The sequence below is a fragment of the Corynebacterium sp. genome (assembly GCF_030532715.1).
Lineage (GTDB): Bacteria > Actinomycetota > Actinomycetes > Mycobacteriales > Mycobacteriaceae > Corynebacterium.
In genome coordinates, this window is record NZ_JAUNKO010000001.1 from 33,568 (window position 1) to 58,688 (window position 25,121).

General features: G+C 60.7%; 18 protein-coding genes. 11 read left to right on the forward strand and 7 right to left on the reverse strand.

Features of this window, described 5'->3' with window-relative positions; all coding sequences use genetic code 11:
- Window positions 1–35 precede the first annotated feature (35 nt).
- From Q4D83_RS00180 to Q4D83_RS00190, 3 genes are read left to right on the forward strand one after another with little or no spacing between them, the layout of a single operon-like run.
- The gene (locus tag Q4D83_RS00180; protein ID WP_303171935.1) at window positions 36–1,532 is read left to right on the forward strand and encodes an ABC transporter substrate-binding protein; all 1,497 of its coding nucleotides are present in this window, start codon (window positions 36–38) and stop codon (window positions 1,530–1,532) included.
- Window positions 1,533–1,539: 7 nt separating this feature from the next.
- Complete coding sequence (locus Q4D83_RS00185) at window positions 1,540–3,309, forward strand: ABC transporter permease subunit (protein WP_303171938.1); 1,770 nt, start codon at window positions 1,540–1,542, stop codon at window positions 3,307–3,309.
- On the forward strand, window positions 3,306–5,846 hold the full coding sequence (locus Q4D83_RS00190) for an RNA helicase (protein WP_303171940.1): 2,541 nt from the start codon (window positions 3,306–3,308) through the stop codon (window positions 5,844–5,846). The genes Q4D83_RS00185 and Q4D83_RS00190 overlap by 4 nt, the downstream gene beginning before the upstream one ends.
- Window positions 5,847–5,919: 73 nt before the next feature.
- Here the strand turns inward: Q4D83_RS00190 and Q4D83_RS00195 are convergent, their stop codons facing one another.
- Window positions 5,920–6,444 (reverse strand): carboxymuconolactone decarboxylase family protein, encoded by a 525-nt coding sequence (locus Q4D83_RS00195; protein WP_303171942.1) that lies wholly within the window; start codon window positions 6,442–6,444, stop codon window positions 5,920–5,922.
- Window positions 6,444–7,040: a peroxiredoxin gene (locus Q4D83_RS00200; RefSeq protein ID WP_303171944.1), complete on the reverse strand. Its 597-nt coding sequence runs from the start codon at window positions 7,038–7,040 to the stop codon at window positions 6,444–6,446. The genes Q4D83_RS00195 and Q4D83_RS00200 overlap by 1 nt, the downstream gene beginning before the upstream one ends.
- Before the next feature lie 643 nt (window positions 7,041–7,683).
- On the opposite strand from Q4D83_RS00200, the gene Q4D83_RS00205 reads away from it, so the two are divergent.
- Complete coding sequence (locus tag Q4D83_RS00205) at window positions 7,684–8,619, forward strand: hydrogen peroxide-inducible genes activator (RefSeq protein ID WP_303171946.1); 936 nt, start codon at window positions 7,684–7,686, stop codon at window positions 8,617–8,619.
- Here Q4D83_RS00205 and Q4D83_RS00210 read toward each other — a convergent pair.
- Genes Q4D83_RS00210 through Q4D83_RS00220 form a run of 3 tightly spaced genes read right to left on the reverse strand, consistent with a single transcriptional unit; the run spans window position 8,616 to window position 11,168 of the window.
- Window positions 8,616–9,593: a hypothetical protein gene (locus Q4D83_RS00210; RefSeq protein WP_303171949.1), complete on the reverse strand. Its 978-nt coding sequence runs from the start codon at window positions 9,591–9,593 to the stop codon at window positions 8,616–8,618. The genes Q4D83_RS00205 and Q4D83_RS00210 overlap by 4 nt on opposite strands.
- A gap of 37 nt (window positions 9,594–9,630) precedes the next feature.
- Entirely contained in the window at window positions 9,631–10,461 is an 831-nt protein-coding gene (locus Q4D83_RS00215) for a hypothetical protein (protein WP_303171952.1), read from the reverse strand.
- Between the two features lie 17 nt (window positions 10,462–10,478).
- Window positions 10,479–11,168: an SIMPL domain-containing protein gene (locus Q4D83_RS00220; protein ID WP_303171954.1), complete on the reverse strand. Its 690-nt coding sequence runs from the start codon at window positions 11,166–11,168 to the stop codon at window positions 10,479–10,481.
- 288 nt (window positions 11,169–11,456) lie between these two features.
- Here Q4D83_RS00220 and hrpA point away from each other — a divergent pair, with 288 nt between their 5' ends.
- Entirely contained in the window at window positions 11,457–15,407 is a 3,951-nt protein-coding gene (hrpA, locus tag Q4D83_RS00225) for an ATP-dependent RNA helicase HrpA (RefSeq protein WP_303171956.1), read from the forward strand.
- A gap of 69 nt (window positions 15,408–15,476) precedes the next feature.
- On the opposite strand, the gene nrdR is transcribed toward hrpA, so the two are convergent.
- A complete protein-coding gene (nrdR, locus tag Q4D83_RS00230) occupies window positions 15,477–15,932 on the reverse strand; it encodes a transcriptional regulator NrdR (RefSeq protein ID WP_303171958.1) in 456 nt (151 codons plus the stop codon).
- Window positions 15,933–16,714: 782 nt separating this feature from the next.
- On the opposite strand from nrdR, the gene lexA reads away from it, so the two are divergent.
- The 3 genes from lexA to Q4D83_RS00245 all read left to right on the forward strand — a co-directional run bounded on the left by lexA (window position 16,715) and on the right by Q4D83_RS00245 (window position 19,281).
- Complete coding sequence (lexA, locus tag Q4D83_RS00235; protein WP_303171960.1) at window positions 16,715–17,407, forward strand: transcriptional repressor LexA; 693 nt, start codon at window positions 16,715–16,717, stop codon at window positions 17,405–17,407.
- A 153-nt stretch (window positions 17,408–17,560) separates the two neighbouring features.
- Window positions 17,561–18,340 (forward strand): DeoR/GlpR family DNA-binding transcription regulator, encoded by a 780-nt coding sequence (locus Q4D83_RS00240; RefSeq protein WP_303171962.1) that lies wholly within the window; start codon window positions 17,561–17,563, stop codon window positions 18,338–18,340.
- Window positions 18,337–19,281, forward strand: coding sequence for a PfkB family carbohydrate kinase (locus Q4D83_RS00245; protein ID WP_303171965.1), 945 nt, complete (start codon window positions 18,337–18,339; stop codon window positions 19,279–19,281). The genes Q4D83_RS00240 and Q4D83_RS00245 overlap by 4 nt, the downstream gene beginning before the upstream one ends.
- A gap of 83 nt (window positions 19,282–19,364) precedes the next feature.
- Here Q4D83_RS00245 and ptsP read toward each other — a convergent pair whose 3' ends face one another.
- Entirely contained in the window at window positions 19,365–21,053 is a 1,689-nt protein-coding gene (gene ptsP / locus Q4D83_RS00250; RefSeq protein WP_303171967.1) for a phosphoenolpyruvate--protein phosphotransferase, read from the reverse strand.
- 241 nt (window positions 21,054–21,294) lie between these two features.
- Here ptsP and Q4D83_RS00255 point away from each other — a divergent pair, with 241 nt between their 5' ends.
- Genes Q4D83_RS00255 through Q4D83_RS00265 form a run of 3 tightly spaced genes read left to right on the forward strand, consistent with a single transcriptional unit; the run spans window position 21,295 to window position 25,082 of the window.
- Entirely contained in the window at window positions 21,295–22,107 is an 813-nt protein-coding gene (locus tag Q4D83_RS00255) for a DeoR/GlpR family DNA-binding transcription regulator (RefSeq protein ID WP_303171969.1), read from the forward strand.
- On the forward strand, window positions 22,104–23,069 hold the full coding sequence (locus Q4D83_RS00260) for a 1-phosphofructokinase family hexose kinase (protein ID WP_303171971.1): 966 nt from the start codon (window positions 22,104–22,106) through the stop codon (window positions 23,067–23,069). The genes Q4D83_RS00255 and Q4D83_RS00260 overlap by 4 nt, the downstream gene beginning before the upstream one ends.
- A gap of 12 nt (window positions 23,070–23,081) precedes the next feature.
- Window positions 23,082–25,082 (forward strand): fructose-specific PTS transporter subunit EIIC, encoded by a 2,001-nt coding sequence (locus tag Q4D83_RS00265; protein ID WP_303171973.1) that lies wholly within the window; start codon window positions 23,082–23,084, stop codon window positions 25,080–25,082.
- Window positions 25,083–25,121 lie beyond the last annotated feature (39 nt).

A 25,121-nucleotide genomic window follows, 5' to 3' on the forward strand; every position in this document is an offset into this window, starting at 1 on the left:
CCGCACCCCCTCTACCTCCAACAGAAAGGAACGTTATGCCTCGCGCAACGCTCGCTCCCTGGCGCAACCGTCTCGCTGTCGCCGCTCTCGCACTGACTTTCACGGCGGGGATCTCCGCATGCACCACGCCGGAACCGGAAGGCGCGGGCGGCAAGGACCTCGCCATCGCCATGCCATTCAAACCGGTGGCTTCGCTTTCGCCGTATTCTGACGATGCCGTGACCAACATCCGCATGGGCGTCGCGGAAACCCTCGTCCGGCTCGATGACGACGGCAAACCCACCCCGTGGCTCGCGGAATCATGGGACAGCGCAGGCGATGACACGGTAACGTTCACGCTGCGCAAGAACGTCAAATTCCACGACGGAACGGCACTCACCGCGCAAGCCGCCGCGAATGCACTCAAACACGCGATGGATTCGGCGTCCCGGCCGAAAGGGCTCGGTAAAAACGAACTGGAGTTTACCGCCGAGGACGACCACACCCTGACTGTGAAATCCTCGAAACCGGACCCCATCTTGTTGCAGCGTTTCTCCGACCCCGGCACTGTTATTTTGGCGGAATCCGCATATACGGGCGACAGCCCCACCCCTGAGGGCACCGGCACCGGTCCGTTTACGTTAACGCAACGCTCCGACTCCGAAGCCACCTGTGCAGCGTTCGCAGACTATTGGGGCGGCACCCCCGCGTTGGAAAACCTCAAGGTGAAATTTATCGAAGACGGTTCGGCGCGGGCCAACGCAGTGCGCACCGCGGAGGTCAGCTTGGCGCAGGCGATTCCGCTGGCACAGTTGAGTGAAGTCAGTGATTTGACCACCGAGTCCACTCCCCTGCCGCGCGGCGTGTACCTGCACCTGAATTCCAAAAAGGGTGCGTTCGCGGACGCGGGGTTGCGGGCCGCTGCGGCTGCCGCCGTAGACCCTGACAGCATCGTCGATAGCATTTACGAAGGGCACGCGGGCAAAGCGCACGGCAGCCTGTTCAATGAGCACACCGACTGGGCCAAAGACGTGAAATCCGCAAACACGGTCACGGGCGCAACCAACCCGAAAGACAAGGAAATCAAACTTGCAACGTGGAACGAGCGCCCAGAGTTGCCGGAAGCGGCGTCGGTCATTGCCGAACAACTCCGCAAGGCGGGTTTCAAGGTCGAGGTCAACGTGTCGGACTATAAGAGCCTCGAAGCGGCCATGCTGGAAGGAAAATACGATGCGGTCATCGCTTCGAGGAACTACCAATTTGACGCGGCTGACCCAGTGAGCTTCCTCGCCTCCGACTTCACCTGCGAAGGTTCCTACAACCTGTCGTTGTACTGTAACCCGGAGGTCGACGCGGCCATCGAGAAGGCAGACGCAATCGCGGATACCGAGCAACGCTACGCCGAAGCCGCCAATATCGGGGCAATGATCGTGGCTGATAACGCCGTCATACCGCTCGCGCACGAATATTCGATGCTGGCATACAAGGACGTCAATTCCCTCACGTTTGACCCCTTCGAACGCCGCTTGGTCACCCACGAAACCAGCAGGTAACACGGCAATGCACCCTCGACGCACCTCCGGCGCCCTCCTCGTTCGCGCGGCCCGCGCAACGGCCGTTCCGGCACTGCTATTCGTGCTTGCTGCGGTGATTACGGCGCTGCTGCCGTTCATTGGTAACCGTGACATCGCCTTCGCCGTGTTCCGGGCGCGGGAGGCGGAACGCGCCCCGGACCCGCAGGTGCTCGAGGCGATTCGAAAAGAACTGCAACTTCCAGAAACCCCACTCGAAGGGCTTTCGGATTGGTGGGGCGGCGCGCTCCGCGGTGACTTCGGGGTGAGTTGGGTCGACCCGTCGCGCTCCGCGGCGTCCGTAGCCTGGTCTGGGCTAGGTGTTTCCGCAACGCTCGCGGGGCTCTCCACCGGACTCGCGGTACTTCTCGCGTGGGGGCTAGCGTGGCCGCGGCTGCGCGCAGTAGTCGCCGGCAAACCCTCCCGCGCCGGAGACGTCATCGGCATGGCGATCCTCGGCGCCATCCCAGAATTCGTGCTGGCAGCCGCATTGTTGGCTATCGTTGCGGTGCGGTTGCGGTGGCTGCCCGCCGGAGGATTCTCCTCCGCACGCCACATGGTGCTCCCCACCATCGCCATGGCGCTACCGGCCGCAGGTTTGCTTGGTCGCGTACTACTAATCACCATCGACGCCATCGCCCAAGAAGAATGGGTGCGTGCGTGGCGACTCAACGGGGTGCATCGTCGCGTCATGGTGCGCGCGCTATCAATTCGGGCCGCCGCCGTGGTCGCCCCGCAAGTCGTGCTGTTTTTCGCAGGCACACTCGCATCCACAGCGCTGGTGGAAACAACGTTTAACATCGCCGGCATGGGCCGCGCCGCCGTCGACGCCGCAGTCGACCGCGACATTCCAGTATTGCAGGTCATCGTGCTCACCGCCGTCGTGGTAGGTATCGTCTGTGGCGCGGTGACCCAATGGGTACGGTGGCTTTTGTTACGCCCACTGCTCGGCGCGGACGCCGCCTATGCTCCCTCCGCCACCGCGCAATCCAACCGACCAATAACGCTCAAAACCGTTTTCATACTCGCGGCATTGTATGGCGCCTTACTGGCAATACTCCTGGCGGGTCCCGAGGTGACGGTACGCCCCGAAGATCGCCTCGCTCAGCCGTCGCTGATGGCGTATCCACTCGGAGCCGACCAATTAGGACGCGACCTGCTCGCGCGGGTGATTGCGGGAACGCAATTCACCATCTTCACCGCCGTTGCCGTCACTGCGGTATGCGCCGTCTTCGGGCTGGTGTTGGGGCTCATGGGTTCGTGGGCGACCCGGCTGGGCGACGTTCTCAACGCCCTCCCAGCGGTACTTATCGGCGTCATCCTCGCCGGTGTATTCGGAGGTTCAACGGCCACGGCGGCGCTGGCGATCATCCTCGTCGGTTGGATTCCGCTAGCCTCCCACACCGCTGCTGTAGCCGCGGAGGCCCGCACCACCGGCTACTATCTATGGGCCAAACTCCAAGGAGCATCGCAGGCGCGACTGTTGGTGCGGCACCTGCTGCCCACGGTGATTCCCGCCGTGATCCGGCACGCCGCCAGCCGGGTAGCCCACAATGCTCTCGCGCTGGCGGGCCTTGGTTTCCTCGGCTTGGGTGCACCCCACGATTCCCCGGAATGGGGTGTGATCCTGCGGGAGTCCATCCCCTATGTGGAACGCGCCCCGTGGATGATGCTCACCCCGACGGTGGCGCTGGTGTTGTTGGGGGTCACCGCCGCACTAGCCACGGACACGAAGACCGCGCTACGCTCGAAACAGTGAACCTGACTCAGATGCTCCCCGACCTCTCCGAGGTCCCCGAATCCCTATTCGATGAATCGATTTTTGATTCGTTGCTGGCGTGGACGCGGGAGCGCGGTATCACCCTCTACCCCGCCCAGGAGGAGGCGGCATTGGGGATCCTCGCCGGGGACAACGTCATCCTGGCCACGCCGACGGGCTCCGGCAAATCCATGGTAGCCATCGCCGCGCATTTTATCGCCATGGCGCGGGGCCAGCGCTCCTTTTACACCGCCCCCATCAAGGCCCTGGTGAGCGAAAAGTTCTTCGCCTTGTGCGATATTTTCGGCCCGGAGTCTGTCGGGATGATGACTGGGGACGCCACTGTCAACGGCAACGCCCCGATTATCTGCGCGACGGCAGAGATCGTGGCCAATATTGCGCTCCGTGACGGCGCGGCGGCGAAGGTGGACCAAGTAGTCATGGACGAATTCCACTACTACTCAGAACCCGATCGCGGTTGGGCGTGGCAGGTGCCGCTGCTGGAACTGCCGAAGGCCCAGTTTTTGCTCATGTCCGCCACCCTCGGCGATACCGATTGGCTTTCGAAAGACCTTTCGCGTCGCACTGGGCGCACCACCACCCTCGTGGCGGGTACGGAGCGGCCAGTGCCACTGGAATTTTCCTATGTGTATACACCGGTGCACGAAACTATCGAAGATTTGCTCGACACGGGAAAAGTGCCGGTATATGTGGTGCATTTTTCGCAGCGCGAGGCGATCGAGCGCGCCCAATCGCTGACCAGCATAAAGATTGTCACCCCGGAGGAAAAAGACCGCATCGTCGAAGCAATTGGCGATTTCCGGTTCACCACCACCTTCGGCCGCGTGCTCTCGAAACTCCTGCGGCGCGGCATCGGTGTGCATCACGCCGGGATGCTGCCCAAGTATCGGCGTTTGGTGGAAAAACTCTCCCAGACCGGGCTGCTGAAAGTCATCTGCGGCACGGACACCCTCGGGGTGGGCATTAACGTGCCCATTCGAACAGTTTTGCTCACCGGGTTAACCAAGTTTGACGGCACGAAACAGCGCATGTTGAAGTCGCGGGAATTTCACCAAATTGCGGGACGCGCGGGGCGCGCGGGCTTTGATAGCATCGGCACCGTTGTCATCGAAGCGCCCGAACACGAGATTGAAAACTACAAATTGCGGAAGCGCGCCGGGCAGGACGAAAAGAAATTAAAAAAGCTGCGCAAAAAGTCCGCCCGCCCCGGCGAAGTGACCTGGACCGAAAGCACTTACGAACGTCTCACCCATGCCGAACCCGAGCAGCTACAAAGCCAGTTTCGGGTATCGACGTCCATGTTGCTCAATGTGATTGCCCGCCCCGGCGATGGTTTTGAACACATGCGGCACCTGCTGCGGGAGAATCACGATTCGCGCGCGAAGCAAAACAAAGACATTCTTACCAGCCTGGAGCTTTTCCAGGGTTTGCTCGCCGCCGGCATTGTCGAACGCGTACCCGATGGCCCTGATGCGACAGGGAGGGTGTATCACCTCACCCAGGAATTACAGCGTGACTTCGCGTTGAACCAACCGTTGGCCCCATTCGCGCTCGCCGCCTTGGAGCTGTTGGACAAAGATTCCGAAACCTACACCCTCGACGTCATTAGCGTGTTTGAGTCGATTTTAGACGACCCGCGGCAGGTACTCATCGCGCAGCAACGCGCGGAACGCGCCGAAGAACTTGCAGCGCTCAAGGCCGAGGGCGTGGAATACCACGAACGCATAGCACTGCTTGAAGAAATTACCTGGCCGAAACCCCTCGAATCTATGCTCGAGCAGGCCTATGACACGTATGCCCAAGGCCACCCCTGGGTAAAGGAATTTGAGCTCTCCCCGAAGTCCGTGGTTCGGGACATGATCGAGCACGCCATGACGTTTTCGGATCTCATCGCCACCTACGGGCTCGCCCGCTCCGAGGGCGTCGTGCTGCGCTACCTCACCGACGCGTGGCGCACGCTACAGCATTCGGTGCCGCTGGAATATGTGACCGATGAGCTGGAGGATGTGATCATCTGGTTGGGTGAGCTGGTGCGCCAAGTGGACTCCTCCCTGGTGGACGAATGGGCTCAGATGGCAGACCCGGACGCACCCATCTCCAAGGAAGACCTCGCCCGCGAACTTGCGTTTGGGGTTGAGGATCCCACTGCGGTGACCGCGAACCAGCGCGCGTTTACGATCATGGTACGAAACGCGATGTTCCGCATCGTGGAGTTGTTTGCCTTTGAGAAGGAAGACCAACTCGCCGAACTCACCGACTATCTTGACGAGCGTTGCGATTTCGGCGCTGGCATGGACGCCTACTTTGATGAATACGCTGACATGGACACGGGCCCCGCAGCCCGCGGGCCGGAGTTTTTCCGCCTGCAAAAGACGGGGCGTACGTGGCTGGCCCGGCAAATCCTGAAAGACCCCAATGGCGATAATTCGTTCGCCTTTGTCGCCGAGATCGATTTGGACGCCTCAGACGAGGCCGGCGAGGTACGTTTTGGCAGTTTGAGGCTGGAAACGAACTAGTAAGCCGTAGCCAGCGCATGCGAAACCCCGGCGGCGCAGAGGAAGTCGCACCACCGGGGTTATTGCATGCAGGTTAACGAGCAGCCTCGATATCGACAACCTGCGCGATGCCGTTAATGGTGGCGGCGATGCGAACCGCATCCCACACCTGCTCCTTGGTCAGGCCTTCGCCACGGACAGTCTTGTCGTGGGCGACGGAGCAGTGCTCGCAGCCATTAATGGTGGACACTGCGAGGGACCACAGCTCGAAATCAGCCTTGTCCACGCCTGGCTTCGAAATGATGTTCATGCGCAGACCGAACTTGACCTGGGTGTAATCATCACCCAACCAGTGCTTGGCACGGTAGGCAACGTTGTTCATCGCCATGATTGCGGCGGCGCCCAACGCGGCGTCGATAGCCTCTTCGGAAAGGTGAGCCTTCGCCTCGTCCATAATTTCGGAGAAGACAGCCTCGCTGCGGGTGGCGGCAGCGCTGGCGACGAAGGTGCCCCAAAGCTGCTGCTCGCTCAGCTCGGTGGAACGAGCCAGGGTGCTGAGGTTGAGCTTGAGGTCTTTTGCGTACTCCGGCAGTGCGGACTTGAGGTTGTCGATGGACACTACTTCAGGCCCTCCTGCAGCTCGGCAAACTTGTCAATGTTCTTGGTGGGGTCGTTCTTCTGCCAGTTGCAGGCGCACACCTCTTCGGACTGCAGGGCGTCGAGCACGCGCAGCACCTCGTCGACATTGCGGCCCACGGCATCCGGGGTAACGGAAACGAACTGGATAATGCCGTCAGGGTCGATGATGAAGGTTGCGCGGTCCGCAACACCGTCAGCGTTTTCCACGCCAAGCGCCTTAATCAGATCGTGCTTGATGTCCGAGAACATCGGGAACGGCACGGTCTTGAGCTCTGGGTGGGTGGCACGCCAGTTAAAGTGGGAGAACTCATTATCGATGGAGCCGCCGAGCACCTGGGTGTCGCGGTCCTGGAATTCCTCATCGAGCTTGCCGAATGCCGCGATCTCGGTCGGGCACACAAAGGTGAAGTCCTTCGGATAGAAGAAGACAACCAACCACTTACCGGGGTAGGACTCGTTGGTGACGGTCTCGAAGTAATCCTCAGGCTGGTTGGCCTTCACGTCGTGCAGGTCGCCGCCCTTGAGCGCAGTCAGGGAGAACTCTGGGAATTTATCGCCGATGGTCAAAAGAGCCATAAGGTGCCTCCTAAAGACATCCATTGTGAATACTGAAGCGAAGGTGTACCAACAGTCCATATGTGCGACTGGGTTCTTCACGAGTATGCCTGTACAGCCAGCCGTTTTCAAGAGGTTTCACTTTTGGGTGATTGAAACAGAAATAGGTAATTCCTATCAGTTTTTAGGGTGCTTAGCGGTAGCCTTGCCCGAGGTAGGAAACCCATAAAAATGGTCGCGGAAAGTTACAAAATTGCGACCGAATCGAGGCTACAACATGACGGTCAACCCATGCACGCCAAGTATTGTTCAACAATACCCACACCCCCACGGTACACCCATAGCAAGTGATTTAGATCACCCACACTGAGTTGATGCGCAAATCTTTCGAGCACACCGAACCGCCCAACAAAAGCCCGGCCACGGTGACGCGAGAGTGTTATCGGGTGCGTGCGGACAATTTCGGACACGTGTGGGCCGTTTCGGGCGCGTTTGGGCGCGCTGCCGCGATCCCCGCCGCCGCGTTTCCAAGCTGCCGTCGCGCAAACCATGCAGCCGGCGCCCGAACCATCGAGCAAGGCTGCCATTCGCTGCAAATTCCCTGCATACAGAGGTAACTTAGAGCAGGAATGCAGTCGGAATCATGTGCTAGGTTGGCAGAAGCATGAACAGTAAAGAGTACCGACCAACGCTGGCGCAGCTTCGCACCTTCGTCACCGTGGCAGAGAACAAACACTTTGGCATCGCGGCTGCCAAACTTTCAATTTCGCAACCCTCCCTATCCCAGGCACTTGCGGCGTTAGAAAACGGCCTCGGGGTACAACTGATCGAACGTTCGACTCGGCGTGTGATTGTGACCCCCATCGGGGAGTCGCTGCTGCCGCTCGCCAAAGCGACGCTCGACGACGCGGACGCGTTTTTAGCGCACGCTCGGGGTGCCCGCGGCAGCCTCACTGGGCCGTTAACCATCGGGATGATTCCCACAATCGCCCCGTATATTCTCCCGGCGTTCCTTCGGCTCACCGCCATTGAGTTGCCCACGTTGGAGCCGCGGATTGTGGAAAACCAAACTCGCGGCCTGTTAGAACAACTCCGCGATGGGGCTATCGACGTCGCAGTGATGGCGTTGCCTTCCGACGCCCCAGGCATGCAGGAAATTCCGGCCTACTCTGAACCATTCACGGTGGTCATCCCCGAGGGGCACCCCTTCGCTGGGCGCAAAGACCTGTCCCTGCACGCGCTCAAGGAACTCAACTTGCTCCTCCTTGATGACGGGCACTGTCTCCGTGACCAAGTGATGGATTTGTGTCGCACCGCGGAAATGAGCAACACTTCGATTACCTCAAACGCTACGCGGGCTTCCAGCTTGCCTACCGTCATCCAATGCGTCATCGGCGGGCTGGGTGCCACATTAGTTCCGCAAAGCGCCGTGAATACCGAATGCAACCGAGTTGGCTTGGCCACCGCCAGCTTCGCCCCCAGCGTCGCGGCTCAACGAAACGTCGGCCTGGTGTTCCGCGCTTCCTCCATCCGCAGCGAAGAGTTCCAACAGCTTGCCGATATCGTGCGCCGAGCATACGAAACTTCCAGCGTGTCCTAGGCGGTACCACTGCGCTTCGTTGCAGGTTTCGCCACATATTTGTGCGTCGCTTGGCGGTAAATGTGGGCATAGAAGACCGCGCACCATGGCATCAGTAGCAGTGGGACGATGAAGTCCGGCCGCATTGACGGCTGGCGGGTGAGGTCAAGGACGAACAGGCCGGTGATCATGGTAATCACCCATAAGGCGAATACCACGATAAAGATGACCACGTAGTACTTCAGGCCGATGCGCAACCCAGCGCGGAACGATTCGGAGAAATTGTTTCCTTCAAATGCGGGAAAGAGCAGCATCGCCACTAAAGATACGAGGAAGACGCTGAGAAAACGCGGCATTTCGAAGTACATGGACAGTGGAAGGTAGAAGACGGTGCGGTAGTCGTCTGGTTGGAAGTTTTCCCACACGGAGTAACCGTAGATGGCTATCCATAGCATCACGGGTTCGATGAGTCGCATGACCGCCGCCAGTATGACCGCCACTCCGAATTGATTCCAAGTGAACCACTGCCGCCAGGTCATTGGTTCGCCAGCGACGCGCGCGTAAGCCACGCGGTACAGCACGACGATCACTGCGCTGATTGGTAGGAGGTGGATGGCGGTACCAACCACGGTGCTTATTACCCCGCCGATGGAAGCGCTGGTCACAATGACTTCCACGATCCGTTCGGCGAGGTATTGCAAACACCAGATTACGGCTACGAGTAGCCACAGCCATGGGGTGTTAAGCAACGATGTGGTGGCGCTGGCCATGGCCGCAGAGACGTTGAGACGCGAAAACGGCAGGAGGTTGCGTTGCGAGTCCGCCGGTGGTTGTTCCGGGGTTGGCCCCGGTGGAAAACTGCCAGTTGGGGCGCTGCCGTATGGGTACTGTGCGGGTTGCCCTATCGGTTGCTCGAAATCCCACGGCACTCCGTGGCTTGTTGGCACGGGCGGCTGCCCGTCTGCCGGGGAATTATTTGGGCTGTTTTCAACCAACAGCGGACTCCTTTAACGCGATGAAAACTCTGCTTTGTTACGCAATATGTTGCAATGGTCCGCCGGTCATTTCGCGGAACAGGTAGGCGCTCATGAGCACTGCTACGGGGATCCATACGATCATGCCGAGGCCACACATAAGTGCGGCGGGGATGGCCAGCAAGCCGACAATGATCAAATATCCGAGGATTTTGACGTAGTGTTTTCGGCCGATTGCAAAGCCTTGCTTGATGCATTCGCGGACGTCGGTGTTGCCGTCGAGCGCAACGTATTTCCAGAACGTGGTGAGCGGAGTGATGAGCGTGAGCGCCAGCGATAACACTAATTGGATAAGCGCCCCTGTGGTTACCGTCATCGCAACCTCACCGGAGCTTGTCGACGCCGCTGTTGCCTTCGTCGTTGACAGCGCAACAAGGTCGACGAAAAACGCGCCAACAACGACAACGGCAACTTCCACAAGGCCGACAATCAGCACCGTTTTGAAGTTCGGGATTTCCAGCAGCCGGCTGAAACTGGGTTGCTCCCCACCGACGTTGCGCAATGCGGCATTCAACAATACGAGGGACATCAGCAGCATAAATACCCCAACAACGATGTTGGTGACACCCCCAAACACCACTTCACCGAAGCTCTGCGGCGAGCTCGACGTCCAATCGCCTGACGCGTTGCCTCCCGACGGCGCGGCGATCATGAATCCCCAAATCATACCAACGATCATTGAGCCAACCAGCAGGATTGTGCTGAGCACCAACCAAAAGCTCGGGTTTTTAAACGTGGCGTTGAAACCATAACTCAACGCTTCTTTGAGGTGCGGTTCTCCTGATCCGCGTGTGGGGTAACTGTCGGGGTTTTGAGGGTATTGCGTCATAGTCCGTCATCTCCTCTTCAACGAATGGGTTCAGCCCGCCGCCGCAGGGTAAACACCGCGTCAATCGCCCCTGTTACGGGAAGCATGGGCGGCCGAACGCCCACCTCCAATACGCGCGCCGGCACCCGCGATTTCACGCCCCTGGCCGCAAACTCCATCGACTCGGACAACACGTGCGGGTCACGCTGGTGGTGGGCGGCGTCGAGCTGCGCGAGGCCAGCGACTTCGTAGCCCAGCTCCGCGGCAATGTGCTGCGCGCGGTCATAGGCTGTGCGCACTGCGCGGGTGTGGGCGCGGGTTTCGGCTTCGGCGCGGGTCGGGGCAGAAAGTTCCCACTCGGGGCCCGTGATATGGCAGTGCTCCACGCCCGCGAGCCGCGAAATAACTTCCTGCAATTCGGCGCGCACTTGAGGGTCATTGGCGGGTTCGGCCACCAGCGTGAAATTCCACAGTGTACTGCTGCGATCTTTATGATCGAAACATTGCTGGATGGATTCCCCGCCACCGTCAAGCAGTGGACATGCTGCGAGTACCGAACGCACATTATCCACCACGGTGGTTTTTGGCAGGCTTGATTTTTGTTCTCGAATATTTACCCGAACTTCAACATGGACAATTGCCCGATCAGCCGCGGTTTCCACTGTTGCGGCGTGGCTGAGTTTGAGGGTGGGAATATGATCCTCACCAAGCACCCGAATATCATCCATAGCAATAGTTTAGCTTTCCATCGAACCCAATGGAATTTTGAATAGATAACTCTTTGGCCTAATTATTGAATGCACTGTTACGTTTTCGCGTTCCATTCACAACATTCCAGGAATTCTGGTTTTGGGCGCATCGGTGCCGCGTGCACTTCCGCAATGGCAGAGTTTCATCACAGTGACGGCAAAGTTGCTACCAGGCACTAACCTCCCGCTATTCACACATGCGAAGATTCCGAACGGCACACTCAGTTATTCCTGCTCGCGCACTCTCGGTAGAATCTGGAGATTGTTATGCCTAACTCCTCTGCGCACCCCGCATCCGCCTCAACAAACTCCGATCCTCACCAACCGCCGACAAAACGCGAGCTGTACAAATTGCTCGAATATGTTTCCATTGCGGATGCGCGCAGGTTTCGCCGCCGCCTGAGCAAAGCACGCTCACCGAAAGCGTTTGCGGCAATTGCTTCGGACATTGATGCTGCGAGAGTTGCGGTAGCGGCGCGAGCGTCGACAATTCCGGAGCTCACCTACCCGCAGCAGTTACCGGTGAGCGCACGCAAGCAGGATATTGCGGAGGCAATTTCGCAACACCAAGTGGTGATTATCGCCGGCGAAACCGGGTCCGGCAAAACCACACAAATACCAAAAATCTGTTTGGAACTTGGGCGCGGTGTGCGGGGTCGCATTGGGCACACGCAACCACGTCGCCTTGCCGCACGCACCGTAGCGGAGCGCATTGCCAGCGAGTTGGGCCAGCCCATCGGCACCACGGTGGGTTACGCAATTCGTTTCGACGACCGCGTCTCCCCCACCACCGCAATCAAACTCATGACCGACGGTATCCTGCTCGCGGAATTGCAGCGGGATAGGTTATTGCACGCCTACGACACCATCATTATCGACGAAGCTCACGAACGTAGCCTCAACATCGATTTCTTGTTGGGATATGTCAAGCAGATCCTGCCGCAACGGCCAGACTTGAAGGTGATCATCACTTCGGCCACTATCGACCCCGAACGTTTCGCCGAGCACTTCGCGGACGCCCAGGGAAATCCCGCACCTATTATCGAAGTCTCCGGGCGCACCTATCCGGTGGAGGTGCGATACCGCCCACTGCAAGTAGAGCGCAATGGTCGCCTGACGGACATCGACCCCATCGACGGTGTGTGTGCCGCCCTCGAGGAACTGATGCGCGAAGGGCCGGGAGACATCCTGTGCTTCTTTCCCAGCGAGCGGGACATCCGGGACGCCATGGACACCATCGCCGGCAAACACTGGTCCGGGGTGGAAGTCACTCCCCTATTCGGTCGGCTCTCCAACGAGGAACAGCACCGCGTGTTCGCCCCGCACGCAAAACGGCGCATCGTACTGGCCACCAACATCGCGGAAACCTCGCTCACTGTGCCAGGCATTCACTATGTGGTAGACACGGGCACGGCGCGTATTTCCCGCTATTCGGCGCGCACGAAAGTACAACGGCTGCCCATTGAACCGATTTCCCAGGCGAGCGCGAACCAGCGGTCCGGCCGGTGTGGGCGCATCGCCGACGGCATCGCAATCCGCCTGTATTCGGAAGAGGATTTTCTAGCGCGCCCAGAGTTTACAGATCCGGAGATCCTGCGCACCAACCTCGCCAGCGTGATTCTGCGCATGGCCGCCCTGCGGCTCGGCGACATTACCGAGTTCCCGTTCGTGCAGGCGCCGGATCACCGGGCGATCCGCGACGGCTTACTGCTCCTGCATGAACTCGGCGCATTGGAAGAAAACGCCGCCGCCGAACAAATCACTCTTACCCGCATCGGCCACACCCTGGCTAACATTCCGGTGGATCCGCGGCTGGCGCGGATGCTGGTGCAAGCGCAACACTTGGGTTGCCTCGACGCAGTCACCATTATTGTTGCGGCACTGACCATTCAAGACGTTCGCGAACGCCCCCTGGAATTTCAGGCGCAAGCGGATCAATCGCACGCACGCTTTAAAGTCAGCGGGAGCGACTTCCTGTCCTACCTCGCCCTCTGGGACTACATTCAGCAGGTACGTTCGGAATCCTCCGGCAACGCTTTCCGCAAGCGTGCCAAGGCGGAATTCCTGCACTATATGCGCATCCGCGAGTGGTGGGATTTGGTGCGCCAGCTGCGCGGCATCACCGGTGAACTGGGTTGGACCCGCGGCGGCGAGGTGGCTGGCGAGCCGAATCCTGACGCCATCCACCAGGCGCTGCTGGCCGGGTTGCTGTCCCATATTGGCATGAGGATTGGGGAATCCAAGGAATTTCAAGGCGCCCGAGGCGCGCGCTTTATGGTGTTTCCCGGTTCCGGTGTGGCGAAAAAACCACCGCAATTTTTAATGGCCGCCGAGTTGGTGGAAACCTCACGGCTGTGGGCGCGTGATGTGGCCAAAATCGAACCCGCGTGGGTGGAGGATATTGCGGCCGGGCTGCTCAAGCACCAGTTTTCAGAACCGCACTGGTCCGCGAAGCGGGCAGCGGCGATGGCGTACCAAAAGTCCACGCTGTACGGGGTGACGATTGTGGCAGACCGGCGCGTGCCTTATCACCGGGTCGATGCGGCTGCGGCGCGGGACATGTTTATCCGCCATGCGTTGGTGGAGGGTGATTGGCGCACCCACCACGAGTTTTTCCACAACAACCGACGCAAGTTGGAGGCGGCGGCGACGCTGGAGCATAAGGCCCGCCGCCGCGACATCGTGGTGGATGAAGATACCCTCTTCGCGTTTTATGATGCCCGCCTCCCGGCGACGATCACCACCGGCGCCACGTTCGATTCTTGGTGGAAAAAGCGGCGCAAACAACAGCCGGAATTGCTTGATTTCGATCCGAACGCGTTGATCAACGAGTCCGCCGAGACTGTCTCGGAGCAAGCTTTTCCAAACACGTGGCGGCAAGGCAGCCTCGAGTTCGACTTGACGTACCATTTCGAACCCGGCACCGCGGAGGACGGCGTGACCGTGCGAGTGCCGGTGCCGTTGTTAGCGGGGTTGCAGGCAGATAATTTCGAATGGTTGGTACCGGGTCTGCGCTTGGAGTTGATTACCGCGTTGATTCGTACCCTGCCGAAGCCGTTGCGGCGTTCGGTGGTGCCCGCCCCGGAGTTTGCGGAACGCGCGTTACCGCTTTTGCATCCCTACCACTCCCCGCTAGCCGAACAACTTGCCGATACGTTGCGCGGTTTCGGCGGCAGCGGCATTAGCGCTGAGGATTTTCGTTTCGACGCCCTGCCCGACCATCTCCGCGTCTCCTTCGCCGCCGTGGATAAACGCGGACAAATTATCGATCGTGACAAGGACCTCAACGCGCTTCGTGGCCGCCAGGCGGGCCATATCCGCTCGTCGGTGAGCCGCGTGAGCAGGCACAACGAGACCGAGAGCGCGCCGCAGTGGACTGCGGATACCTTGGGCACGATCGCCGCGGAGGTGCTCACCACCGTGGACGGCCAAGAGGTGATTGCCTACCCCGCGTTGACCGCAACGCCGCAGGGTGTGGCCGTTGAAGTGTTCCCCACCAAGGCGAGTGCCGACGCCGCGATGATGACCGCCACACTGACGTTGCTCATGCGGGAAATCAGCGTGAATGTGAAAAATATGGCGAATGGGTTGCCGTTGAAACAGCGCGTAGCCTTAGAAAATTACCCCCATGGAGGGGTTGAAGGACTGGTTGAGGATGCGCGAATCGCGGCAATTCGGGACGCCATGATCGCCGCTGGCGGTCCCGTGCGTGACCCAGCCGAATTCGCCGCATTGCGCGAACGTGTCGCCCCGCAGGTGCCCGCGTTGGTGCGCCGCACCGTGGTGACCATGGCCCCCGCCCTGGTGGATTACCTGCATGTGCGGGAAGAATTGTCCGCTTGGACTGGCGAATCCATCGACGATATGCAACGCCAATTGGAGTTCCTGCTACCGCCGCGCGCGGTGTGTATTCACGGGACCGGGCGCCTGCAGCACTTGCCTCGATACTTCGCCGCAATGTCCCAACGCCTTGCGGATATGGACCGCGACCCAGATCGTGATGCGGACCTGCAAGATTCCATAACGCAAGCCAGAGAATACCTAGAAGCCACGTTAAAGAAGCTCCCCGTAGGCCGTGAGAAAACCCGAGAGGTGAAAGACATCTACTGGATGATCGAAGAACTCCGAGTCAGCCTATTCGCACAACGATTGGGCACTGCCCATCCTGTGTCCGTGCGGCGCATCGAAAAGGCGGTAGATAAGCTGCGTGAGCGGTAAGTTTCGCTTGGGCCGCGGGCGGCGTCGCTAGGCGCCGATACCGGCACGCGGCGCCGACCGTTGGAAACGCTACTCTTGGCGAGCCCGCCTGCGCATCAAGCGAATTTCCGATTCGAAGTCATCCGCACTTTCGAACGACTTGTACACACTAGCGAACCGCAAATAGCCCACTTCGTCGAGTTCGCGCAGCGGTTCCAAAATGGCCAACCCAATCTCGTTGGCGTTGACCTGAGAACTTCCATGCGCACGCACGGTTTCCTCCACCTCTTGGGCAAGGCGTTTTAATGCGTCGTCGGACACGTCGCGCCCTTGACAGGCGCGCCGCACGCCTGTGATCACCTTCTCTCGGCTAAACGGCTCAGTGACCCCGTTGCGCTTCACCACCAACAGCACCGCCTTTTCCACGGTAGTGAAACGCCCATTACACTCCACACATTCGCGCCGCCGGCGAATCGCGGAACCGCCGTCAATCACCCGACTATCAATCACTCGGGAACCGCGTTGTTGACAGAACGGACAATGCATGCCGCACCCCTTTGAGTCATCGTTGAATCGACCGCGTTTATCTAGGAACCATCCCATCGTATCCCCCTCGGCACGCTCAGCATGAGTCTGCAATCAACCCTTGAGCTGCGGGCGCGGAGGGTACCTTCGATGCGCCACGCACGGTGGGAGCGGATCCCGCGCCCGATGGGCCACGATCCGAGCCGCGAGCTGCAACTTTTCTGTCGAACATACCATCGGGAGCATTCACGCCGCCCACAATCGAATTTCGCACCGCCAGTTTCGGCTCTTGCAAAACACTTAGCCAGTTGTGCACAAGCGTTCTTTTTTGCGAGCCCAATGTTCGAATAGGGATTGAAACGACCGGAAAAACCTCAAACGCGCAAAGCCCAAAAGCGTCCAACTATTCGCCCCCACTACCCCCTTGTAAGGGTGTATTCTTGCTGGCAACAGGCAAAAAGCAGAGTTGCGTACTACTCAATACCATTTTTGATAGTAACCAATTTAATTTCTCGGTAGCTGTACTGCTAGGTGGAACCGAATATTTGTTTTAAACAGTATCTTTGTTCGAGGAATATTTCCACGAACATAAGCGTGTTTAGCAATCTCCTGAATTTTTCGAACAGGCGACCAAACTCGCGAATATTTGAGGTAGTCTGAGTTGGCAAGAGGTTGCAGTTTGAGTTGATCTCAACGCTCGTCTCGGTTGACGCCTCATGTCGGTCGTTTCACCACTGAAGCATTTCGTTACCCGCGGGGGATTTTCCCCTATTCTTCTACTTCCCCAATTGGAGTTGATCCTTATGACCAACAAGCAACCAAAGCTTGATATGTCCTCCTTGTCCGAAAGGCAACGTCGAATCCTTGAGGTCATTCGTGATGCTGTTGTCCTGCGCGGCTACCCGCCGAGCATTCGCGAAATTGGAGACGCTGCTGGGTTGCAATCCACTTCGTCCGTCGCCTACCAGCTTCGCGAGCTGGAGAAGAAGGGCTTTTTGCGCCGCGACCCGAACAAGCCGCGCGCAGTAGACGTCCGACACTTGCCTGGGGCGGTCCCGCCGAAGGCCGGACCGAAACCACGTCCGAAGGATTTGGAAAATCCGCACGATCCGGAAAGCTCGGAAGCGCACTTTATTCCCGTCGTGGGTTCCATCGCCGCGGGCGCCCCGATCCTCGCCGAGGAAAACGTGGAGGATTATTTCGCAATGCCGTCCCACATCGTGGGCGAAGGTGAACTGTACATGCTGCAGGTTGTCGGGGAATCCATGAAGGACGCCGGCATCTTGGATGGGGACTGGGTTGTCGTACGCTCCCAACCCGTCGCGGAGCAAGGCGAATTCGTCGCCGCCATGATCGAGGGCGAAGCAACGGTCAAGGAGTTCCACACGGACGCTACCGGCGTGTGGTTGCTGCCGCACAATGATGCCTTCTCCCCGATCTCCGGCGAGGACGCGGAAATCCTCGGGATTGTCGTGTCCCTGATCCGCAAGATCTAAAACATCGGGCATTCGGAGATAAAACCACCCCCACATTTGTGGATTTTCTACCGAAACCACGCTTCGAATGCCCACTTGAACCTCGCTTCATGCGACACTTGGTCACAGAAACGGGCACAAAACCCACGCCATGTTTTTGAATTGAGGTTTCGCATGTACGCCGAGGAACGCCGCCGACAAATCGCTTCCCTCACCGCCGTCGAAGGACGCGTCAACGTCACCGAACTTGCTGCCCGCTTCGATGTCACTGCGGAAACCATCCGCCGTGACCTCGCAGTATTGGACGCCGATGGTTCCGTCCACCGGGTCCACGGCGGCGCGGTGGCAAGCCAGAATTTTCAAACCACGGAGTTTTCCGTGGATACCCGGGCGAAATCGGCGTCGACAGCCAAATCGGCGATCGCCCGGGCAGCGCTGGAGTTTCTGCCGGATGCGCAAGGCGGCATGTTTCTCGACGCCGGAACGACGCTCGCCGCGCTGGCGGACCTGATTGCGGAGCGCCCCAACGCGCGCCAGTGGTCGATTGTGACGAATTGCCTGCCGATCGCCATGCACCTCGCCGCCGCCGGCCTTGACGAGGTGCAGCTGCTCGGTGGCAGCGTCCGCGCCATCACCCAGGCGGTGGTGGGCGACACCGCGCTGCGCACCCTCGCACTGATGCGTGCGGACGTTGCGTTTATCGGCACCAATGCGCTCACGTTGGACCACGGGCTGTCCACCGCGGATTCCCAGGAAGCCGCCGTCAAGCGCGCCATGATTACCAACGCCAACAAGGTTGTGGTGTTGTGCGACTCCACCAAGATGGGGTGCGACTACTTGGTGAGTTTCTCCGGGATTGACGATATTGACGTTGTGATCACCGATGCCGCCGCCCCCGAATCCTTTGTGAATTCGCTGCGCGACCGTGAGATTCAGGTGGTGCTTGCGGAATGATTCTCACGTTGACCCCGGTGCCGTCGTTGGACCGTACCGCGACCACGACGGAAGCGTTGGCGCCGGAGAAAGTGTACGATCTCCGCGACGTATCCACCGTCCCCGGCGGCGTTGGCGTCAACGTCACGCACACGCTCTACCGGGCGGGTCGGGACACCATGGCGATTTTCCCCGCCCCCGAGATCAGCCACTATATGCGGCTCATGGCGGTCACCGGCACGCCGCACCGCTTTGTTGCCGTACCGGGGCCCATCCAAATGCATTACACGCTGACGGACCCGGCAGGCGCAGTCACTGTGCTCAAGGATCCGCCGATGCCGCTGGATACCACGCAATTGGCCATGCTGCGGGACCTCACCGTCGCCCAAGCTGAACACGCATCGTGGGTGCTGCTGGGTGGCCCACTTCCGGACGTTGCCACCGCCGCGTGGTACGTGGATGTGATCCGCGCACTGACCTTGTATCACCCGACCACGCGCATTGCGGTAGCCACTGAGGGTGCCGCGTTGCAAGCGTTGGTGCGCCAACTGTCCGTCACCCACCCGGACGTGCTGGTGGTCACCCATACGGATTTGGCCACCATCACTGGCCGCAACCTCCAAGAGCTTCACGACGACGCGCTCCTCGCCGCCGCAGCCGAGCTCGTCGCCTCCGGCGTGCCCGAGGTCCTTGTCACCGCTGGCCGGTCGCGGGCCATCCTGGTCAACGAATCCGAGGCGTGGTCGGCCTCCAGCGATAGCCCGGCTGGGCGCCAAGGCATTCACTGGCGGGAGAGTTTCCTCGCCGGCTATCTCATGGCCGCCGCCGACGACAACCCCGCCGCCCAACGCCTCAGCTGCGCCTTGGCATACGCCCAAGCTCAGGGCAGCGAGTGGGACAACTTCCTGCCCACCCCTGATCTTGTCCAGCACACGGCAATCAGCTGCACGCAGCTCCGCTAGCGGCTTCTCGCACCCAAAGGCCCCGCCGCGCACCATGTGCGTGGCGGGGCCTTGTAGAGTCTCGGGATGAGCGTAAACGCACCCTACTTGGGTTGGATCACTTCCCGGACTGCGGCGCGGGCTTCGGTGGCGCCTTCGGCATTGAGGGCGGCTTCGGCTGCCTGCTTGCACAGGTCCAAATCCACCGCTGCTAATTGGGCGCCCACGCCGGCGATGGCGGTGGAGGCGCACGACAACGAGTTCACCCCAAGGCCGGTGAGCACGCACGCCAACAACGGGTCGGCGGCTGCCTCGCCACACACGCCCACGGCGGTGTTCGTGCGCTCGCCTTCCTTACAGGTGTGCTCGATGAGGCGGAGCACGGCCGGCTGCCACGGGTCGGTCAGGTAGGCCAATTGCGGGGACATCCGGTCGGCGGCCATGGTGTACTGGGTAAGGTCATTGGTGCCGATGGACACAAAATGCAGGTACGGCATGATCTTATCCGCCATCAACGCGGCGGCGGGGACTTCAATCATGGCGCCGGCGGTCAAGCCGCGCTCCTCGCACAACCGGGCAAACCACTGGGCTTCGCGCGCCGTCGCCACCATGGGCGCCATGACCCAGGTGGGGGCCTTGTCGCTGCGCCCGGTCTGCTCAACCGCCAGGGCCACGGCGTCCAGCTGTCGAGTCAGCAGCGCCTCGTTTGCTCGGGCCACGCGCAAGCCGCGCACACCCAGGGCGGGGTTTTCCTCATCAGCGAGCGTGGCGAAAGCGACGGGCTTGTCGGAACCGGCATCCAGGGAACGAACCACAACCTTGGACTCCGGGAAAGCTTCGAAGACTTTGCGGTAGACGGCCGCCTGCTCCTCCACGGTCGGTTCGGTGGTGGCGTCGAGGAAGCACAGTTCCGTGCGGAACAAGCCCACACCCTCAGCCTGGGTGGAGGAACCGGCCACGCGAGCACCGTTGCCGTCTTGCACGTTGGCCAGCAGCTGCACTTCGTGCCCGTCACTGGTGCGGCCGGGGCCACGCCACTGGGCCACACGAGCGGCCACCAACTTGAACTCCGATACGGCCGTTTTCGCCACTTCGGGGTCGGCGTTGCGCGTGATGGTGCCGAGCGCGCCGTCGACAAGCACGGGCTCGCCGTCCTGAATGTCGTGGATCTGCTTGCCAGCTGCCACGATGCACGGCACGTTGAGCTGACGGGCGATAATCGCGGTGTGGCTGGTGGGCCCGCCCAACTCCGTGACCATCGCGGTGAAATACTTCGTATCAAGCGCCGCGGTATCGGCCGGGGAAAGATCGTCCGCAAACAGCACCACCTCGCGGTTCACCTGCGGCAGGCCAGGTTCTTCCTCCCCGCGCAGCTCGGCGATTACGCGGTCGCGGATATCCCGCAAATCGGTCACGCGCTCCGCCATCACGCCACCCACAGCCTCAAACTGGGTAATGAACTTCGTGGTTGCGGTCACAATTGAATAGTCTGCCGGGTGCCCGCCGGCAACGCCGCGCTTGACAGCTTTACGCCAACCCCGGTCCCGCACCATGCCCGCAGTCGCGGCCAACACCTCTGCGGCTGGCCCTTCGGCGGCCTCGGAACGCTGCAACAGTCGGTCTGCCACCGTGTCAGCGGCGGCCACGAAACGCTCATATTCGGCGTCGCGGTCAGCCTCCGCGACCACTTCGCCCGCCTTCGGCAATTGGGGGCGGGGGCGGATCCATACGGCTTCGGCGTATGCCACGCCGGGCACAACCGCGGTGCCCTTCAAAACAGTGTCTTGTGTCACTTTGGTACTTTCCTGCTCTGTCTGGTCACTGGTGATATCTTCCCCAGCCTAACATTAAATTCCAGACATGTCCGCAAATAACCAAACATCCAACTGTTGACAAACCCACACTAGTGGGCGTAAACAGAAAGAGACGGAACCCATAAACCCAACCAAGCCGTGACAAACACAACAAATCGGACATCGGGCGGACTGTTCACGCCCGATTGTTAGCGATTCGGAGTAGCTCGTGGAGGTGAGCATGTTCACAGTCGCACAACGACGCAACGAGATCGCCAATGCTACCGTCGCCCACGGGCACTCCAGCGTCGCTGAGCTGGCCGCAAAATTCGATGTCACCCAAGAAACCATCCGCCGGGATTTGAAAGCACTGGAGGCCGAAAACCTGGTGCACCGAGTCCACGGTGGTGCCATCGCACCATACGCCGCGGAGCTCCACAATGGGCCGGGGTTAGACCAACCGGCGGCCACCGAGCCGAGTTTCGATCAAGCCGCCTTGCACAACGCGCACGAAAAACTCGCGATCGCGCACGCGGCGACCCGGCTCCTGCCGGAGCAGGCGGGCAGTGTGTTTTTGGACGCCGGCACCACCACCGCCGCGTTCGCCAATGCGATGGCGCAGTGCTACACAGACCAGCGCTGGACGGTGGTGACAAACTCCCTGCCGGCAGCAATGACGCTGTCGGTGACGGGCGTACCGGGCGTGAATTTACTCGGCGGTCCGATGCGCACGTTTACGCGCTCCGTGATCGGCGAGGAAGCGGTAAACACCCTGGACTCGTTGCGCGCGGACCTGGCGTTTTTGGGCACAAATGCCGTCTCCGAAAGCCACGGGTTATCCACCCCCGACCCGACCGCAGCGGCCGTCAAACGCGCCATGGTGCAACAAGCATCCACGGTTGTTGTTTTGTGCGATTCCTCGAAGTTTGACCGTGAGTACTTAGTCACATTCGCGCATCTAGAGGATATCGATGTTGTAGTTACTGATGAACAAGCTTCCCCCAGGTTTCTCGCGATGTTACGCTCACACAACATTGAGGTGATTCAACCGTGATTCTCACACTCACACCCAACCCCAGCATCGATCAAACGCTCGTTCTTTCGGAACCGTTGCGGCCCGGCTCGGTGCAGCGCGCAACGCAAGTTTTCAGCGTGGCCGGCGGCAAGGGGATTAACATTTCCCGCGCGTGCCGCAGCGCCGGAGTGGACACGCTCGCCGTGTTTCCCTGCGCGGATGCCGACCCGTTTTTGCGCCTGTTGCACGACATTGACGTGCCACACCACGCGGTCCACATGCCGGACACGGTGCGCACAAACACCACTGTGACCACCCCGGGCGGCGAAACCACCAAGCTCAACGGGCCGGGGCCAACGCTTTCCGCCCCCATTCTCGCCGAGCTTGAACGCGTACTTATCGACGCCGCAGCCCACGCCGACGCAGTCATCCTCGCCGGTTCCCTCCCACAAGGCACCCCGGAGGATTGGTACGTCACCCTCATAGCCAAACTGCGCTCGAAGGCCCCGGACCTGCTCATTGCCGTCGATAGTTCGGACGGCCCGTTGCGCGCGCTGGCCAACGGTTTGGAGTGCGGCGTCGCGCCGTCGTTACTCAAACCCAACGGCCTGGAACTCGGGCAGCTTATCGGCGCCGACGGCGAAGCGCTGGAAGCGGCGGCCCAGCGGGGAGAATACGCCGCTGTTGTCGAAGCGGCCAAAGACCTTGTGCGCCGCGGCATCACCGAAGTGCTGGTATCCCTCGGAGCCGCTGGGGCCGCACTCGTCACCGAACACGACGCGTGGATCGCAACCCCGCCACGCATCGAATGCGTATCCACCGTCGGCGCTGGGGACAGCACCCTTGCCGGCTACGTCATGTCCCGCACCACGGGGGCAGACCATGCGCAAGCACTCAAAACCGCCGTAGCGTATGGCGCCGCAGCCGCCTCGCTACCCGGAACAGCCATCCCAACACCCAACGACCTACACCTCGACGGAGCCACCGTCGCCAAGTTTTAGGATCAGCACACCATGAGCACCATCACGCCATCCCTTGTGACGTTGGATGCCGACTTCGGCTCCACGCCAGAAGACGTTATCGGCCAACTGGCCAAAACGGTCGCCGCCGCGGGCCGCTCCACCAACGCGGCACTCCTCACCGAGGACGCCTGCGCCCGCGAAGCGCAATCCCCCACCGGCGTACCCGGCGGGGTGGCCATCCCCCACTGCCGCACCGCAGCCGTCAACGAACCCACCCTGGCGTTCGTCCGGCTCACCAATCCCGTCGACTTCGGCGGACCCGACGGCGACGCCACCCTCGTCTTCCTCATCGCCGCCCCCGAAGGCGGTGGGAAAGCCCACCTGAAAATCCTGTCCACCCTGGCGCGCGCCCTGGTGCGCAAAGACTTCATCCAAGCACTGCGCAGCGCGACCACCAAAGATGAAATCGTCGAACGCGTCACCGAAGTACTCAACAAGCCCAAACAGCGCCGCGGCACAACCGACACCGACGCCAGCAGCGGCGGGAGCGCAGCGGTCACCCGGATCGTCGCAATCACTGCCTGCCCCACCGGCATCGCCCACACCTACATGGCGGCCGATTCCCTGACCCAAACCGCGGCGGAAATGGACGGGGTGGAACTCGTTGTAGAAACCCAAGGCTCCTCCTCGGTGACCCCGTTGCCATCGGATGTCGTCGCCGCCGCTGACGCGGTGATCTTCGCCACCGACGTCGGGGTGAAAGACCGCGAACGCTTCGCGGGCAAACCCGTCATCGAATCCGGCGTGAAACGCGCCATCAACGAACCCGCCAAAATGATTGCCGAAGCCCAGGCAGCGGCGAACAATCCCAACGCGCGCCGAGTCAGCGGGGGTGCGTCAAGCGCTGAACAAGGCGAAGAATCCGGGGCCCAACTCGGCTGGGGCAAGCGCATCCAGCAAGCGGTCATGACCGGCGTGTCCTACATGATCCCGTTCGTGGCAGCCGGTGGTTTGCTCCTCGCGCTCGGCTTCCTCTTTGGCGGCTACGACATGGCCAACGGGTGGGAAGAAATCGTCACAAACCACTCGCTGACCAATCTGCCAGGGCACGTCGTCGGCGAAAACACCTTCGACCGCGCCGGATTCCTCCTCTACTTTGGTGCCGTGCTCTTCGCCACCGGCCAAGCCGCCATGGGTTTCATCGTTCCCGCACTCTCCGGGTACATCGCCTACGCCCTCGGCGGGCGCCCCGGCATCGCCCCCGGCTTCATCGGCGGCGCGATCTCCTTGGCGGTCGGCGCTGGCTTCATCGGCGGGCTTGTCACCGGTATCCTCGCCGGGATCATCTCCATGGCCATCGGCTCGATGAAAGTACACCGCATCATCGCCTCGCTCATGCCGGTGGTGATCATCCCGCTCCTCAGCTCGCTGATCGTGGGCCTGTCCATGTACCTCGTGCTGGGGCGCCCGCTCGCCGCGCTGCTCGACGCCCTGCAAAACTGGCTGACGTCGATGTCCGGATCCTCCGCAGTGCTGCTGGGCATCATCCTCGGACTGATGATGTGCTTCGACCTCGGCGGCCCCGTGAACAAAGCCGCTTACTTGTTCGCCACCGCAGGCCTGTCCACGGGTGACGACGCCGCCTTGACCATCATGGCCGCCGTCATGGGCGCCGGCATGGTACCCCCGATCGCGCTGTCGATCGCCACCCTACTGCGCCCCCGCCTCTTCACCGAAGCAGAGCGCGAGAACGGCAAATCCGCCTGGCTGCTGGGCCTCTCCTTCATCTCCGAAGGCGCCATCCCATTCGCCGCCGCAGACCCGTTGCGCGTCATCCCTGCAATGATGGTCGGCGGCGCGACCACCGGCGCAATCTCGATGGCCTTCGGCGTCGGATCCCGCGCCCCGCACGGCGGCCTGTTCGTCCTGTTCGCCATCGACCCGGCGTGGGCGTGGGTAGCGGCAATCATCATCGGTTCCGCAGTTTCCGCCTTGGCGGTGGTCGCGCTGAAGCAGATCAACAGGGCACCCGCAGCCGCCAATCGGGCATAACCAAAAATATTGTTTGCTAGTTTCCTAGCGGAATCAACA